Origin of the sequence: Streptomyces sp. NPDC006207 (assembly GCF_040613835.1) — a bacterium.
Taxonomy (GTDB): Bacteria; Actinomycetota; Actinomycetes; order Streptomycetales; family Streptomycetaceae; genus Actinacidiphila.
This window is the reverse complement of sequence record NZ_JBEXSX010000117.1, coordinates 1-14,034: the sequence shown is the minus strand read 5'-3', so window position 1 is coordinate 14,034 and position 14,034 is coordinate 1. Positions and strand designations below refer to the sequence as shown.

11 protein-coding genes and 2 pseudogenes are annotated in these 14,034 nt (G+C 64.0%); 8 read left to right on the top strand and 5 right to left on the bottom strand.

Going from position 1 to position 14,034, the window contains the following annotated elements:
- Both ABZ312_RS44095 and ABZ312_RS44090 read left to right on the top strand, forming a co-directional pair.
- Positions 1-394, top strand: a 394-nt coding sequence (locus ABZ312_RS44095; RefSeq protein WP_500440125.1) for an IS3 family transposase, incomplete at its 5' end; no start/stop codon positions are given.
- 15 nt (positions 395-409) lie between these two features.
- Positions 410-775 (top strand): transposase, encoded by a 366-nt coding sequence (locus ABZ312_RS44090; RefSeq protein ID WP_500440126.1) that lies wholly within the window; start codon positions 410-412, stop codon positions 773-775.
- Positions 776-844: 69 nt separating this feature from the next.
- Here the strand turns inward: ABZ312_RS44090 and ABZ312_RS44085 are convergent, their stop codons facing one another.
- The gene (locus ABZ312_RS44085) at positions 845-1,360 is read right to left on the bottom strand and encodes an IS5 family transposase (protein ID WP_500440124.1); all 516 of its coding nucleotides are present in this window, start codon (positions 1,358-1,360) and stop codon (positions 845-847) included.
- A gap of 218 nt (positions 1,361-1,578) precedes the next feature.
- On the opposite strand from ABZ312_RS44085, the gene ABZ312_RS44080 reads away from it, so the two are divergent.
- Complete coding sequence (locus tag ABZ312_RS44080; RefSeq protein ID WP_500440123.1) at positions 1,579-2,781, top strand: IS110 family RNA-guided transposase; 1,203 nt, start codon at positions 1,579-1,581, stop codon at positions 2,779-2,781.
- 23 nt (positions 2,782-2,804) lie between these two features.
- Here ABZ312_RS44080 and ABZ312_RS44075 read toward each other — a convergent pair.
- A pseudogene (locus ABZ312_RS44075) lies at positions 2,805-3,137 on the bottom strand (transposase); the annotation flags it as partial.
- 478 nt (positions 3,138-3,615) lie between these two features.
- On the opposite strand from ABZ312_RS44075, the gene ABZ312_RS44070 reads away from it, so the two are divergent.
- The 3 genes from ABZ312_RS44070 to ABZ312_RS44060 all read left to right on the top strand — a co-directional run bounded on the left by ABZ312_RS44070 (position 3,616) and on the right by ABZ312_RS44060 (position 6,449).
- Positions 3,616-4,206 (top strand): cupin domain-containing protein, encoded by a 591-nt coding sequence (locus ABZ312_RS44070; RefSeq protein WP_500364712.1) that lies wholly within the window; start codon positions 3,616-3,618, stop codon positions 4,204-4,206.
- A gap of 434 nt (positions 4,207-4,640) precedes the next feature.
- Positions 4,641-5,537: an alpha/beta fold hydrolase gene (locus tag ABZ312_RS44065; RefSeq protein WP_500364710.1), complete on the top strand. Its 897-nt coding sequence runs from the start codon at positions 4,641-4,643 to the stop codon at positions 5,535-5,537.
- A 408-nt stretch (positions 5,538-5,945) separates the two neighbouring features.
- Entirely contained in the window at positions 5,946-6,449 is a 504-nt protein-coding gene (locus ABZ312_RS44060; protein WP_500440122.1) for a DUF6924 domain-containing protein, read from the top strand.
- 196 nt (positions 6,450-6,645) lie between these two features.
- Here the strand turns inward: ABZ312_RS44060 and ABZ312_RS44055 are convergent, their stop codons facing one another.
- On the bottom strand, positions 6,646-7,299 hold the full coding sequence (locus ABZ312_RS44055; RefSeq protein WP_500364707.1) for a helix-turn-helix domain-containing protein: 654 nt from the start codon (positions 7,297-7,299) through the stop codon (positions 6,646-6,648).
- A 1,296-nt stretch (positions 7,300-8,595) separates the two neighbouring features.
- Here ABZ312_RS44055 and ABZ312_RS44050 point away from each other — a divergent pair.
- Positions 8,596-9,297 (top strand): type 1 glutamine amidotransferase domain-containing protein, encoded by a 702-nt coding sequence (locus tag ABZ312_RS44050; RefSeq protein WP_500440121.1) that lies wholly within the window; start codon positions 8,596-8,598, stop codon positions 9,295-9,297.
- Positions 9,298-9,480: 183 nt separating this feature from the next.
- Positions 9,481-12,531, top strand: a complete 3,051-nt coding sequence (locus tag ABZ312_RS44045) for an ATP-binding protein (protein WP_500440120.1) — start codon at positions 9,481-9,483, stop codon at positions 12,529-12,531.
- An 84-nt stretch (positions 12,532-12,615) separates the two neighbouring features.
- Here the strand turns inward: ABZ312_RS44045 and ABZ312_RS44040 are convergent, their stop codons facing one another.
- Positions 12,616-13,761, bottom strand: a complete 1,146-nt coding sequence (locus tag ABZ312_RS44040) for an AraC family transcriptional regulator (RefSeq protein WP_500364700.1) — start codon at positions 13,759-13,761, stop codon at positions 12,616-12,618.
- Between the two features lie 156 nt (positions 13,762-13,917).
- Positions 13,918-14,034, bottom strand: a pseudogene (locus ABZ312_RS44035) (alpha/beta fold hydrolase); the annotation flags it as partial.

The following is a 14,034-nucleotide window of genomic DNA, read 5'->3' as shown; positions in this document are numbered from 1 at the left end:
CCGCCGCACCGCCACCCCAGGGCCGCGCGCGGTCCGTGACGCCGAGCTGACCGAACAGATCACCAAGGTCCACACGCGATCGCGCGGAACCTACGGAGCCCCGCGCGTCCATGCGGTGCTCCAGCGGGAAGGCTCCCAGTGCGGCCGCCGCCGTGTCGCCCGCCTCATGCGGGCCGCCGGTCTGCAGGGCCGCCATCGCAGAAGGCGGCACCCGACCACGGTCTCCGACCCCACGGCTGCCGCCCGGCCCGATCTCATCGTCCGCGACTTCCAGCCCGACCCCACCGGACTCGACGTCCGCTGGTGCGGCGACATCACCTACATCCCGACCGACGAGGGCTGGCTCTACCTCGCCACCGTCATCGACATCGCCTCCCGCCGCGTCGTCGGCTGAGCCACCGCCGACCACCTGCGAACCGACCTGGTCGCCGAAGCCCTCACGGCAGCCTGCCAGCAGCGTCGCCCCACCCGACCGGTGATCTTCCACTCGGATCGCGGCTGTCAGTACACCAGCCAGCAATTCGCCGCCCTGGCCAGCCAGTTCGGCATCCGGCTATCGGTCGGCCGCACGGGGCAGTGCTGGGACAACGCGCTTGCCGAGTCGTTCTTCGCCACCATCAAGCGTGAGCTGCTGGGCACGACGGCCTGGCCCAGCCGGGCCGCCGCCCGCACCGCGATCTTCGACTTCATCGAAAGCTGGTACAACCTGCACCGCCTGCACAGCAGCCTCGGCTACCGCAGCCCCGCCGAATATGAGACAGCACACGCAGCCTGACCACCACACCATTGGTGTCCGTCAAAGCGGAACAAGCTCAGTTCCGGGTGGTGGCGTGAGGATGTCCGATCAGCGGATGGGCTGAGGTTTCGGTGGCATCAGTCTCTTGAGCCTTCTCCAGCAGATGAGGGAGCAGGCCAGTGAGATGAAGGCATCGTGGAGGTCGAGGCGACGTTCCCAGCGGACGGCGAGGCGCTTGAACTGGTGCAGCAGGGCGAAGGTCTGCTCAACGACGTAGCGGAGCTTTCCCAGGCCGTGGATGTCCGGCTGACACCTGCGGGAGATGACTGGCAGGATCCCGTGCCTTCGCAGTTCCTTGCGGTTGGGGTTGCTGTCGTAGCCCTTGTCGCCGAGCAGAGCTTCTGGGCGTTTGCGGGGGTGGCCGACCCGGCCTGCGACCGGTGGGATGCCGTCGACCAGGGCGAGGGTCTGGGTGACGTCGTTGATGTTGGCTGCGGTGGTGATGACGTTGAGCGGGATGCCGCCGCCGTCGGTGATCAGGTGGTGCTTGCTGCCGGTCTTGCGGCGGTCGACCGGCGAGGGAGCCGTCGCGGCACCCCCGTTACCTTCTTCCTGGCCTCGCAACGAGGCTCCCGGCCTTCGGGCCCGGCATGACTGAGCCCCCTTGTCGATCAGGATCGAAAAAGTGGTGTCACCGGGACCGAAGGCATTGGCAGACCGCTGATTAGGGGCACGGGCACCGATCCCGGACCGGGTGAGGCAGTCTCTTCGTAACGTGGATGCCGGCACGCTGATGCCGCAGGTGAGGCCGGGAAGAACGCGCATACGGGAGCAAGCACGTGGTGGCTGGTGAAGGTGGCATCGACGTCTATTTGGGTCTGGACGTCGGCAAGGGCGAACACCATGCGACGGCACTCACCCCCGAGGGCAAGAAGGCCTTCGACAAGCGGCTGCCTAACACCGAGCCGAAGCTCCGTGAGGTCTTTGCCAAGCTCCAGGCCAAGCACGGCACCGTCCTGGTGGTGGTCGACCAGCCCGCTTCCGTTGGTGCGCTGCCTCTGGCGGTGGCTCGTGACGCGGGCTGTCGTGTCGCCTATCTGCCGGGCCTGACGATGCGGCGGATCGCCGATCTTTACCCTGGCGAGGCCAAAACCGACGCCCGCGACGCGTATGTCATCGCGGACGCGGCCCGTTCGATGCCGCACACGCTGCGGGCCATCGAGGCGGCCGACGAGACCGTGGCCGAGCTGGAGATGCTGACCGGATTCGACGATGACCTGGCCACCGAGGTGACACGGACCAAGAACCGACTGCGGGGCCTGCTGACACAAATCCATCCGCCGCTCGAGAAGATCCTCGGCCCCCGACTTGACCACCCTGCCGTGCTCACCCTGCTCGAACGCTTCGGCTCTCCAGCCCAGCTGCGGAAGGCAGGACGGCGCAGACTCATCACACTGCTGCGGCCGAAGGCCCCGCGGATGGCCGAGCGCCTGGTCGAGGACATCTTCACCGCGCTCGACGAACAGACCGTGATCGTCCCCGGCACCGACGCCGCCGCACTGATCATCCCCAATCTCGTCTCCAGACTCGGCTCCGTACTGGACCAGCGCAGACTCCTCGCAGCCCGGATCGAGGAACTGCTGGAGGCCCACCCTCTTTCCCCGGTCCTGACCTCGATGCCCGGCATCGGGGTCAGGACCGCCGCCCGGATCCTCATCGACGTCGGCGACGGCAGTGCCTTCGCTTCCGCAGGACACCTGGCCGCCTACGCCGGCCTGGCTCCGGTCACGCGCGCCTCCGGCTCCTCCATCCGCAGCGAACACCCCGCTAGGCGAGGTAACAAGCAGCTCAAACGCGCCTTCTACCTCGCAGCGTTCGCCTCGCTCTCGCAACCGGAGTCACGTGCCTACTACGACAGGAAACGCCGCGAGGGGAAACACCACGTCGCCGCCCTGATCGCCCTCGCCAGACGCCGCATCGACGTGCTCTTCGCAATGCTCCGCGACGGCACCTTCTACGAGCCCCCGACCCCCGTCACAGCTTGACGAAGACCATAGGGGCACTTTTTCGCGCGCACGTGAGAGGCATCCACGCACGCGCGACTCCAGTCCAGTTCGCCGGCCGCGTTCAGCTCCGACAGCAGTCTCCGGTGCAGCCGGTCGAAGACCCCAGCTTCCCGCCATCGCTCCAGACGCCTCCAGCAGGTCTGCCCGGAGCCAAAGCCGAGCTCCAACGGCAGCTGCTGCCACGGGATCCCGGTGTAGAGCACGAAGAGGATGCCCTGTAGGCACAGCCGGTCGGGTACTGGCTTGGGGCCGGGCGAACCCTCGGGCCAGGGCGGCAGCATCGGCCCGATCAGCGCCCACAACTCGTCGTCCACGACCCACCGCTTGACGCTCACGCCCTCACGAACGGCTCAATCGTCAGACCGGTCACGGCTGACCTGCACCAGCCCGCAAGATCGTGTTACGAGCTCTCAACGCGGCGTTCAGCCAACCGACGTGCTACGCAACCAGGTTGGAAAAGCCTCAAGGGCGTCGGATTCCTCTCTCGCGCAGCGATGACCCTCGCAGGCGGCCCTGCGATCGCCGGCCCGATAGCCGGCACTGGTTCCTGCAGTGCTTACATCGTGTCTTTGCGGGATGTTCCATTCGTATCGTCTGCTCGGCGAAGACGCTAAAGCGACGTCTCACGTCTGCCGCGACGATCTGCAATACGTGCCCGTGAGTCTGTGACGGGGCATCCTGTTGGAGCGCTTTGGAAGGCGAGCAGGTACACGCCGCTTCGCCCGGGTCATCATGCAGCGCGTTGCTGGACTTTTCCCAGAAACCGCAACGCGGCTTGGCAGCATCTGCGGGGTTCGTGCACGCTGCCCGTGGATGACCGGCGCATATCGCGTGTGCCAGTGGATCGTGAAGTCGTATTTGGCTGCTTCGGGATCATCCGGAGTGGTAGGGCAGGAGGAGGAGTCAGTGGGTATCTGGGGAGAAGACGGCTGGAGCGTCGGGCCGGGGGAGGGCACACGCGTCGAGACTGGTGGGAAGCACTGGCTGGAGGTGCTGGTTCGCGGCAAGGATGTCGAAGATGCTCTGGGGGTGTTCGTCTTCACCCACGATGTGATCACCGAGAATCCTCCGCACGCCCACCACGATTTCATGAAGATAATCTACGTGCTGGAGGGTCAGTACGATTTTCGCGTGGGTGAAGCGACATTCTCTGGTGGGCCAGGGACCGTGATCGTTGTGCCGAAGGGGAGTCAGCACACGTTCACCACTGCGACGGGCGGGCGGGCTTTGTTCGTATCGTCACCTGCGGGGAACGAGGAAATGTTCGTCGAGATGGGAAAGCTGGGAAGCCGGCCCACTCCGGAACAGCTGGATGAACTACACGCCCGCTTCAGCACAACCGGCCTGGAAGGTGAGACGGCCTCCTGGAAGCCGATGTACAGCGACAACCACTCCACCGAATAGGCGCCTGTGCGTTCTGTGGCGGGCGTGACTGACCTCCGTTGATAAATTCCATCTCCATAGGCATCTGCCCACCTTTGCCGGCCCCTCGCTCGGATACAACCATCAGGCCGAGTTCATGCCACGGGCGATGGGGCGCCGTACCAGGGCATGCAGGACATGGCCGTCCGCTGGGCTCACCCCGGCAGGGAGCCCTTCGCGGTTTTCGAGGACGGCGCCATCGGCGCCACCGTCCCCATGCGGGCGGAAGGCGAAGCCGCCGGCCCGTTCGCAGGTTGCATCCTGCGCGAAGTCCGTGGACGCGGCGCCCGGTCCGTACTGATCACCGCCCGCATCCCGCGCCGCAGGATGCGGGCGGCTCGTCGTCGGGGCTCTGGACGGATATCGCCGTCGCTCAAACCCTTATAGAGCTTCACATCAGCAACAAGGAACGGAACATGAACGCACTGTCCCCAGGCCACCACGTCATTGACGTCGACGGCGTACCCCAGAAGTACGAGGTGCGCGGAGTGGCCGGCCCTGTGTGCTTGGCGCTCACCGGCGGGCCGGGCATCGACGGCGGCTATTTCCGGCTTCCTTCCCTGGAGGAACGGATGACGATGGTGTACCCGACCCAGGTGGGGACCACCGGTCACAGCAGGTTGCCCAGCCACCCGGACGGCTACACCATGGAGGTGTACGTCCGCTTCGTGCACGCGGTCGTGGAGCACTTGGGCGTCCCCCAGGTCTACGTGCTCGGTCACTCCGCGGGTGGCTTCTTCGCGCAGGGGTATGCGCTGACGCATCGTGACCGGCTGGCCGGAGTCATCCTTCACAGTTCCATGGCACACAACACCATGGAACTGCTGGCGGAGGCGACCGCCAGGCTCGAAAACCTATCTGTCCGCTTCCCGGGCCACCCCGGCCTTGCGATGGTGCGTGCGGCCTGGGACGAGCCATTGCCGGAAAATCCCACGGACGAGCTGCGGACCGCACGGTTTCGCAAGCTGTTGCCTGCGTATTTCAAGGACTACTGGGGTCGCGAAGAGGAGTTCGCGGCGATGACCGAGACCGTGCTGGTCCACAACGTAAATGGCTTGTCGTTCGATCACCGGGGCCGACTGGGCGAAATGCGTACCCCCACATTGGTGATCGTTGGTACGCATGACTTCATCTGCTCGCCGCGCTGGGCTGAGGAGATGATCGCCGAACTCCCTGATGCCACCCTGGTCGAGCTGCTGGACAGCGGTCACTACGGACACCTTGAGCAACCTTCCGAGTTCACAGCCGCGGTGGCTGAATTCGTTACCGTGACGGAAAAGTACCGAGCGGAGAGCACGACCGAGACAGCCTGACACCTAACCTGCACGGCCGTGGCATCGCTGCCTGCACGACGGGAACGGCACGTCGACCCCGGAAGTTTGACACGGGGTCACACGACTTACAATGCTTCGTCGCGTCAAACGTACGACTGGTCGCCGAGTGGGAATCGACAACGGTGCCGACAACACCCCAGATCAAGCCCGCCCGCATCACGCGATAAAACAACGGGAGAAAACGCATCGCTCCCGGCTTGCCTCTGTAGCGGGGGTACTATGACGTACATGTCCCGTGCGTAAAACGTCTTCGAAGATCCCTTTAACGGCGGCAGTCAGAACCAGTGACTCGGCCAAGGGACCGGAACGGGCCTCACGGTGAGGGCGCGTTCACACAGTCGGCAACGGATATTGAAAAAGCTTTTGGTCGAGCGGAAGCGAAGGCAGATGGCGCAAAAAGTGAGGGTCTTTTCAAATAGTGCCGATCGCAACGAGTTCGATCCTGTAGTCATCAGGAGTGACTATAGCGACGAACAAGCATGGCTGCTCATCAAGGCGACTCTGGCTGAACATTCTGAGTCAGGATCGCCTACTTGGATTGTAGACGATCCTGCTTGGCAGGGTGTGGGTGTAGATGAGGTACTGGCCGCAGTTTCGGCAGACGAATCACTTAAAGGGTGCCTGCCGGTATTCTTTTTGGCCGACTCCCTGGCGATGCATGCCAGTCACCACGCATTGCTGGCGGTAAGTACAGTCACTCGAGAAGATTTTGCCGACGACAAAGAATATGCGGAAGCGATGGCGTTCGGTCGGGAGTGTAGGGTTGTTCCGCATATAGTCCATTCCATGCATGGAAACCTGAACATTGCAAGTATGGATTTCGAGGAATTTGCATCAGTGGCCCGTCGTGACCATGAAGGTATCTACCGATGCTGCTGTCGGTCGTTTTGACCCGACTTCTCATTTTCGTCGGCAAGTGCCCTTCTTCTTCAGTGGTGGAAAGTCCCGGGCCTCCACCATGGGTCGCGCGTGGGTCCATCCTGTTTCTGCCCTGCGGCAGTATCACCCTCGAGCAGCGCCGTTGAGACGCTCAGTAACCGACTCGTGTGCTCGACTACGCTTCTAAGCCGTCCGTGGCACGAGGCATCTACGGGGAGGCATCGCCAGCCGGCTCGGTTGGGATCGCTGCGGCCACGGCAACCGCCGGGTGACGTCCAGAGCCGGCGGTGGGTATCACACGGGGCCGTACCTGCTCGCCCTGGCGCCCGAACATGCAGATGACTTCGGCTGGCTCCGGCTCACTGTTGCCGAACCAGTGCGGCAGCCGTGTGCAGAACTCGGCTGACTCACCGACTCTGATCTGCAGATCCTTGTCTCCGAGGACGAGACGCATGCGGCCGGACAGCACGTACATCCACATGTGCCCCTCGTGACTCTGCGGATCTGGCTCGGTCCGGCCTGCCGGTATCACGAGCTTCCACGCCTGGATCGGGCCGATCTCCCGGGTGAGCGGCATACGTACCATCCCGTTCCAGGAGTGCGGTTTCAAGCGGTTGAACGCTCCCTCGGGAGGGACCACTTGGACCACGTCGTCCATGCTGATCCGGAGTGCATGGATGATGGGTAGCAACAGTTCTAGACCGGGGCGCCGCTGGCCCGACTCTAGGCGGGAGAGGGTGCTCTTGGAGATGCCGGTTGCCTCGGCGAGTGCCGTGAGAGTCACGCCGCAGCGGACACGGTGCCGCCGCAACTGAGGGCCCACTTCTGCCAGCGCCTGGCCCATTGCGTCTGAATTCTCCATGACGTCACAACGTAGTCGCCGACTGGCCTATTCCCGGAAACGGCAACGAGGCTTGGCAGAGCCCGGGGACTTTTGCAAGACGTTCCACACCTTGAACGCGGGCCGTGCAGGCCTGGGGCAGGCTGGATCCTTCGTCTTTCTTACAGTGGTGACTTCGTATCCAACAACCCCGGAAAGAGAAGGCGTAGAATTTCCGTGCCCCGGTCTCCGGAATCCATTGGCGCGCACATTCCATGCTCCGTGCGGAGTCCTCCTGTACTAATTTCTTGCGAGACGTAATCATGTGAGGAGCCCGAGAAGTGGTCAAGGCCAGCCCGTGCATCGCTCCCAGAGGGCGGATCTACTCGCTGGCCGTCACCGACGACACGGGGGCCGCGACGGCGTATGGCATCGTCCGGGGCATCGATTCGGCCGTCAGGGCCCACGCCCAGACCATCGACGTGCCCGTGACCACTTCGACGCCCAGGAAGGCTTTGGCAAAAATCGTCCACAAGGCCACGGGGGCGCCGTTGATCGTGGCGCGACCCGCCGCCGATGGGCAAGCACAGGCTGCCGATGGCTACCCGGCGGCGTATTCGGGCGTCCTGTCCGTTGCCGCCGACTGGCCGGACGAGGTCCATCCCGACTCCGAGGCGATCGACGCTCTGGTCGACCTGACCGCCCTGGGGAAGTCGGTGCTAGGCATCGGACCGGGTGGCGGCGTCTGCACCGGATCCGGTCCGACTTCGCGGCCGGGCCGGCTGCACTCGTCGCGTGGTACCAGGGGCCCCTGGTATCTGCCGAACGCCTGCAGCGTCCTGGAAGCCACCGCGGTGCACCCCGGTATCGCATTGCCGACCACCGGCGCCTCGCCCCACTGGTACCGGATGAGTTCGGGACCGCGACTGCCACTGCGCCAGCGACGCCGAGCCGGATCGCCATCTGCCGGCCGCTTGCGTCCGCGACCAGGAACGCGGCCTCCGATGTGGCCGCAGTCGGCTTCGGTCTCGTTGCCGTCGTTACGCGCGGCCGCCAGCGGTCGTGCGCCCCGGACATTCCTTGCCGGTCGCAAGACCGGGCGTGACGCCGGCGTCGACAGATCGCCCACAGGGGATGATCAGCAGGGTCTACGGTGGCCAACGGCTTGGCGGATGCGCTCCGGTCGGGGCTGATCGGCACACGGCGTCTGCCGCCTGCCCCCAACAGACAGTCGGCGCGTCTGCGCCCTGAACAGGGAGACCTCCTACGGGTAGGACGTCGCGTTAACCATCGTCTGATAGCGGAGTGCCGGCCCCTAGCGCGGAGATTTTGTCTGCCATGCGTCATGTTTTGTTAGTCCTGACGAGTCACACCGAACTGGGAGGAACCGGACGGTTGACTGGTTTCCATGTCGCCGATGCGGCTCATCCATGGAGAATTTTCACCGCTGCTGGATTCGGGGTGAACCTCGTATCACCGCAAGGGGGCCGCCCTTATCCGGACTGCACTGACGTCACCGATCCCGTCCAAATGAAATTCTTGAATGACGCGTCAATCACCCAGCAGTTGGCGAACGCGATGACTCCGGATGACGTGATTCCTGGCAACTACGACGCGATTCTCTATGCAGGGGGCTATGGCGGCATGTGGGACTTCCCCCAAAACCCGGTTCTGATGGATGTGGCTCGGCGTATTTACGAGGCAGGTGGCGTTGTGGGAGCAGTGGGCCACGGTGTGGCAGGGCTGGTGAACATCGCTCTGTCCGACGGATCGTACCTGGTCGCCGGCAGGCAGGTGGCTGCCTTCAGCAACGAGGAGGAACTCTCCATCGGCCTGGGGAACGTGATCCCCTTCCTGTTGCAAAGCCGGCTGGAAGAGCGTGGCGCGAGGTACAGCGCAGCACCTGAATTCCGCCCCCACGTAGTGGTGGACGGGCGCCTGGTCACGGGGCAGAATCCGGCATCGGCCGCTGGTGTCGGCCAAGCCATCGTCTCCGTTCTCTGTGGACTGACGCAGTCGGCCGACCATGACTGGTGGTAGAGATTGAAGCCCGAACTTGCCAAGCATCGGGAGCGGTTGGGCGTGGTCATGTTGTCCGATGCTGCTTCGGAACCGCAGGTCGGCAACCGTTCCTTGCGTCTTCAGATCTTGGGTCCGTTGCGACTGTGGCGAGGGGAAGTCGAGCTGGATCCGGGTCCTAGACAGCAAGGAGTTCTCCTGGCGGTGCTCCTGGCCAGGGCGGACCAGCCGGTCAGTCGAACCCAACTGATCGATCTGATCTGGGACGACCGACCCCCAGTCAGTGCACTGAATGTGATTCACAAGTATGTAGGTGCGCTGCGCCGGGTATTGGAGCCGGATCTGCCGGCCCGCGCAACGGGTTCGTACCTGTTGCGGCGCGGCGACGGCTACCTGTTCGAGAGTCGGAACAGCGGGCTTGATCTGATTGATTTCCGCGAGCATGTCAAAACTGCTCGTCTGGCCGTCTCGGGGCGGCAGTATCAGGCAGCGCTGAACAGTCTGGTCGAGGCACTGGTGTTGTGGCGTGGCTCGGCTGGGGACGGGGTGGGTCTCGGATCGCTACCGCTTTTCATCGCGTTGCAGGGTGAGTTCCTCCAGGCGTGCGTGGCGGCAGGTGATCTTGCAGTGCGGATGGGACAGCCGCAGCGGGTCTTGTCGGCGTTGCGTATGGCAGCGTCAATGGCACCGTTGGATGAGGATGTGCACGCCGCCCTCGTCAACAATCTGGGTGCAGCCGGGCATCGAGCTGAGGCGCTTGAGAGAGTGCGGACGGTTTGCGCCCGGCTCGGTGACGAGCTCGGCGTAGATCCTGGGCCGGCGTTGCGCACCGCGCAACAACGAGTCTTGATCGAGAGCCCGGCACCGGATGTCACGGCGAATGGGATCGGCGAACCCTCCGGTGCACCCGACAAGGTTGCCGCAGGATTCGTAGGCCGTGCAGAAGAGCTCAGCGTGCTGGCGAACGTCGTGCGCTCCGCCCTTGCCGGTGAGACGAGCGTGGTGGTTGTCGACGGGGAGCCAGGCGTGGGAAAGACTCGCCTGCTGAAGGAGATGACTGCCGAGTCGGAGCGTTGGGGCGCGCTCGTGGTGTGGGGCATGTGTCTTGAAGGCGACGGGACACCGTCCATGTGGCCATGGGTGAACATGGTCCGCGCGATCTTTGACAGCCTGCCTGCCGAAGAGCGAGCAGCATGGCTCACTGGCGAACTTGGTCAGCTCGTGGAAACTGCACGGGATTATGGCGGATTGACGGTCCCGCCTGACGGCGGCGCACGCTTCCGTTTGTTCGAGCAGGTTGTCGCCCTGGTCAGCCGAACCCTGGCCCGGAGGCCTGTGGTCCTCGTTGTCGATGATCTCCAGTGGGCCGACGTGGCTTCCCTGCAATTGCTCGGCCACTTGTCGATGCGATTGCCCCGCGGTGCCGTGGTGGTCGGTGCCCTTCGGGACCGCGCGCCCGCACCGGGAACAGAGTTGTCCCAGTTCCTCGCCACGGTGAGCCGTGCCCCCGGCCACCACCGGATCCGTCTTGGCCCGCTGGGCGAGGACGAAGTGGCCGAGCTTGTCCGGCAGGAGACAGGCAAGGAACCCGAGTTCGGCGCCCTTCACAGCATCTATGCGCGAACTGCCGGCAATCCGTTCTTCGTCCGGGAGCTTTCGCGGCTACTGGCGTCGGCTGGTGGCATAACTGCCGCGTCGGCCGGCGGGGCCGGTGTGCCGTGCAGCATTCGAGACATCGTGCGTAGCCGGACCGCCGACCTCAGCAACGAGGTGCGATGGTTGTTGCAGACCGCCGCGCTCGTGGGGCGCGACGTCAGCGTCAGGTTGCTCGCGCACGTCGCGGCTGTCGACGCCCCGACCTGCCTCGCCCGACTTGAGCCCTTGACGGCGCTCGGTGTGCTGGAGCCCGTGCCGGGAGACCCGTTTTCGGTCCGTTTCCCGCACGACCTGGTCCGCGAAGCGGTGGCCGCTGTCATACCGCCCAGACTGGCTGGCGCGTCGCACCTTCGTATCGCGGACGCGCTCGACGCCGGAATCATTGCTGACGACTCGGTTACAGAGCGCCTCGCCTACCATTTGTGGGCTGCCGGGCCCCTTGCTGAGCCTTCCCGAACCGCTAGCGCACTGCTGCGTGCGGGCCGCCGTGCAGCAACCAAGTCCGCGTTCGAGGCCGCCGAGCGTCAGTTGCAGTCCGCCGTCCGAATGGCCAGAGCGGCCGGTTCGGCAGAGGTGGAACTGGCAGCTGTAGCGCTACTGGCCACCGTCTTCTGGAGGCAATCAGGGTTCAGCGGGTCCTACGCGGATCTTCTGGCGCGCGCCGAGCATTTGGCGCGCAGTCTTGGCCGGGAGGGCGAGGCCGCTGACTTCCTGTTCATGCGGGTCGTTGCCGCGTTCAGCCACCATCAGCCCGAGACGAACGCCCTCGCGCGACGACTGGTCGAGGAGGGCGAGGGATCCGCCGATCGAACGGCGCGCGCATACGCCCGGCAGCTCAATGGCCTGTATGCGTTCGAGCAGGGTGACGCCGGCGCGGGACTGCGGTACATGAATGATGACGACTGGACCGTACTCGAAGACGCTCAATGGCGACAGGAAAACCCATTGCGGCGCGATCTGCGGATGTTCGCACCGATGTTCCGGGCGCTGATGATCACGGTGCACGGAGACGTCGACGCCGCGAGAGCTCTGCTGAGCGCAGTGGAGGACGCTGCGGGCGACGACCCGTACGCGATTTCGGTCTGGGCCCACTGGGCTGCCGATGCCGCTCAGTGGGCCGGCGACGCGGCTTGGGGGATGCGTATCACGGAGCGATGGCGAACGGCGGACCCCGACCACTTCTTCGTCAACGTCGACTCCTATCTGCGGGTGAGCCGGTGCTGGGCGCGCGCAATGACCGGTGACGATCCGGCCGGCGCCGCAGCCGAGGCCGAACATGTCATCGTCACGACAATGCTTGATCCACCGCTGTACGGCGTCACCCAGTACCTCGCCCTACTCGCCGAGATGTTCCTGGCAGCCGACATGCCGGACGAGGCCGACGCCGCCCTCGACCGTTCCGAATGCCTGTCCGATGTCCATGACGAGCGGTTCACCGAAGGCTTGCGTCTCCTGCTCCGGGCAAAGGTGCTGCACGCGCGAGGCGCGCCTTCAGATGTCGTCAGGGCCGCGGCTGCAAAGGCTGAGGCCGTTTCGAATGAACGCGGGGCATACATCATCGCCCGTCGTGCCGCGGAGTTGATGGTGCCCTTGGGGTGACGCCCGGGTGTGATCGGGTGTCGTCAAGCAGCACAGGACAAGCATGTGCATTCTGCGCCCCCCAACAGAATCTATCGGAATTGTTCACAGATTTCTCAAGTAGGCCGCAGGCGTGGTGCCGTACAGGTCCTTGAACTGGCGAATGAAGTGACTTGAGTCCGAGAAATTCCATTTCGCGGCAAGGTCTGCGACCGTCACTGCTCCGCGAGTCCTGAGTAGCTCGGCATGAGCCTCGTGCATTCTACGTCGCCGAAGATATCCCATAACAGTATCGTCGGCGGCAGCGAAGGAGCGGTGCAGGGTCCTCACTGATACGCCGATGCCATGCGCGATAGAGGCGGGGGTAAGATCATGATCCGCCACTTTCAGATCGATGAACCTTCGAGCCGCTCCCAGGGTTGCACTTCGAAATTCCTGTGATTCATGCGGCGAAATGCCCGCGACGAGTCCTGACAGCAGCGTTACGGCAGCCTGTTCGATCGCGCGCGTGCCGGCGGGTGACAGGAGTTTGTGGTCCTGGGCCTTGACTGCCTCCAAATACGAGATCAGAAATTTTGCCTCGGGGGACGAGTTGCAGACCACCGCGGGATTCGGCATTTTGTCATCGCGTAGATGATTGACGACCATGGGCCGTGGCACCGTCATCCATCGCGTCACCGTTCCCGGCTCTACCCAGAAGCGCTGGTGCCTGATGTCCCGTACGCACATCTGCCCAGGTCGGACACTGACCGCGTGGCCGCCACTCTCGAATCCGATCGAGCCGGAAAGCACGAAGTGAGCGATCACGGCATCCGGTTCGCACTCTTTATCAGTGAGGCCGGTTACCGCATCACAGTACTGATTCACATAGAGCATGTCGCCCAGTTTGTATCCGTACGCGTCGAAGCGGAAGCTGCGTTCTCCGCCATATGGGGACAGATTGAGATTCGTTACGTACGGGAATAGGTTTGCGCGACTCCACCGGTGAAGAATCTGCTGGGCCTGAGGCATGGGCCGGGGTGGGATGCGCAGTGACATGAGCATCTTTGCATAGTCAGTGGCGTTTCGGGTGATCTGAGATCCGCTCCGGTCGCAGATGTCGCGACTGGCTGTCGCGAGAAAAAGATCGGACATGTGGCTTGCATCCTTCTGTTCGGCGCCCACAGATTTCAAAAACTTCCTCCAACCGCTGGTAAAGCCAGGGTCGTAGGTAGTCAGGAAAATCCGGATCTCATCCTGGGAGAGATTCACTACCCCATGGATAGTGGTGATACGGCTACTTCGAGTTCTAGCCGGTTGGCCCTGTTGTTGTCAGGGCCAACCGGTGTCACGGGCGTTTGCGCTGTTTTCGTGTGGCGAAGCGTCCGTGTGGGGTGTTTTTGATGTTGAGCGGTGGTGTGGGTGGTGTCAGGACTGGATGAAGGCGAGGAGGTCGGCGTTGAGGACGTCCGCGTGGGTGGTGAGCATTCCGTGGGGGTAGCCCGGGTAGGTCTTCTGGGTGCCGTTCTTGAGCAGTTCGACTGC

Excerpts from the sequence above, each read along its gene's own strand:
- ABZ312_RS44050 (WP_500440121.1), top strand. The coding sequence starts at position 8,596 with ATGCGTCATGTTTTGTTAGTCCTGACGAGTCACACCGAACTGGGAGGA.
- ABZ312_RS44055 (WP_500364707.1), bottom strand. The coding sequence starts at position 7,299 with ATGGAGAATTCAGACGCAATGGGCCAGGCGCTGGCAGAAGTGGGCCCT.
- ABZ312_RS44060 (WP_500440122.1), top strand. The coding sequence starts at position 5,946 with ATGGCGCAAAAAGTGAGGGTCTTTTCAAATAGTGCCGATCGCAACGAG.
- ABZ312_RS44065 (WP_500364710.1), top strand. The coding sequence starts at position 4,641 with ATGAACGCACTGTCCCCAGGCCACCACGTCATTGACGTCGACGGCGTA.
- ABZ312_RS44070 (WP_500364712.1), top strand. The coding sequence starts at position 3,616 with ATGACCGGCGCATATCGCGTGTGCCAGTGGATCGTGAAGTCGTATTTG.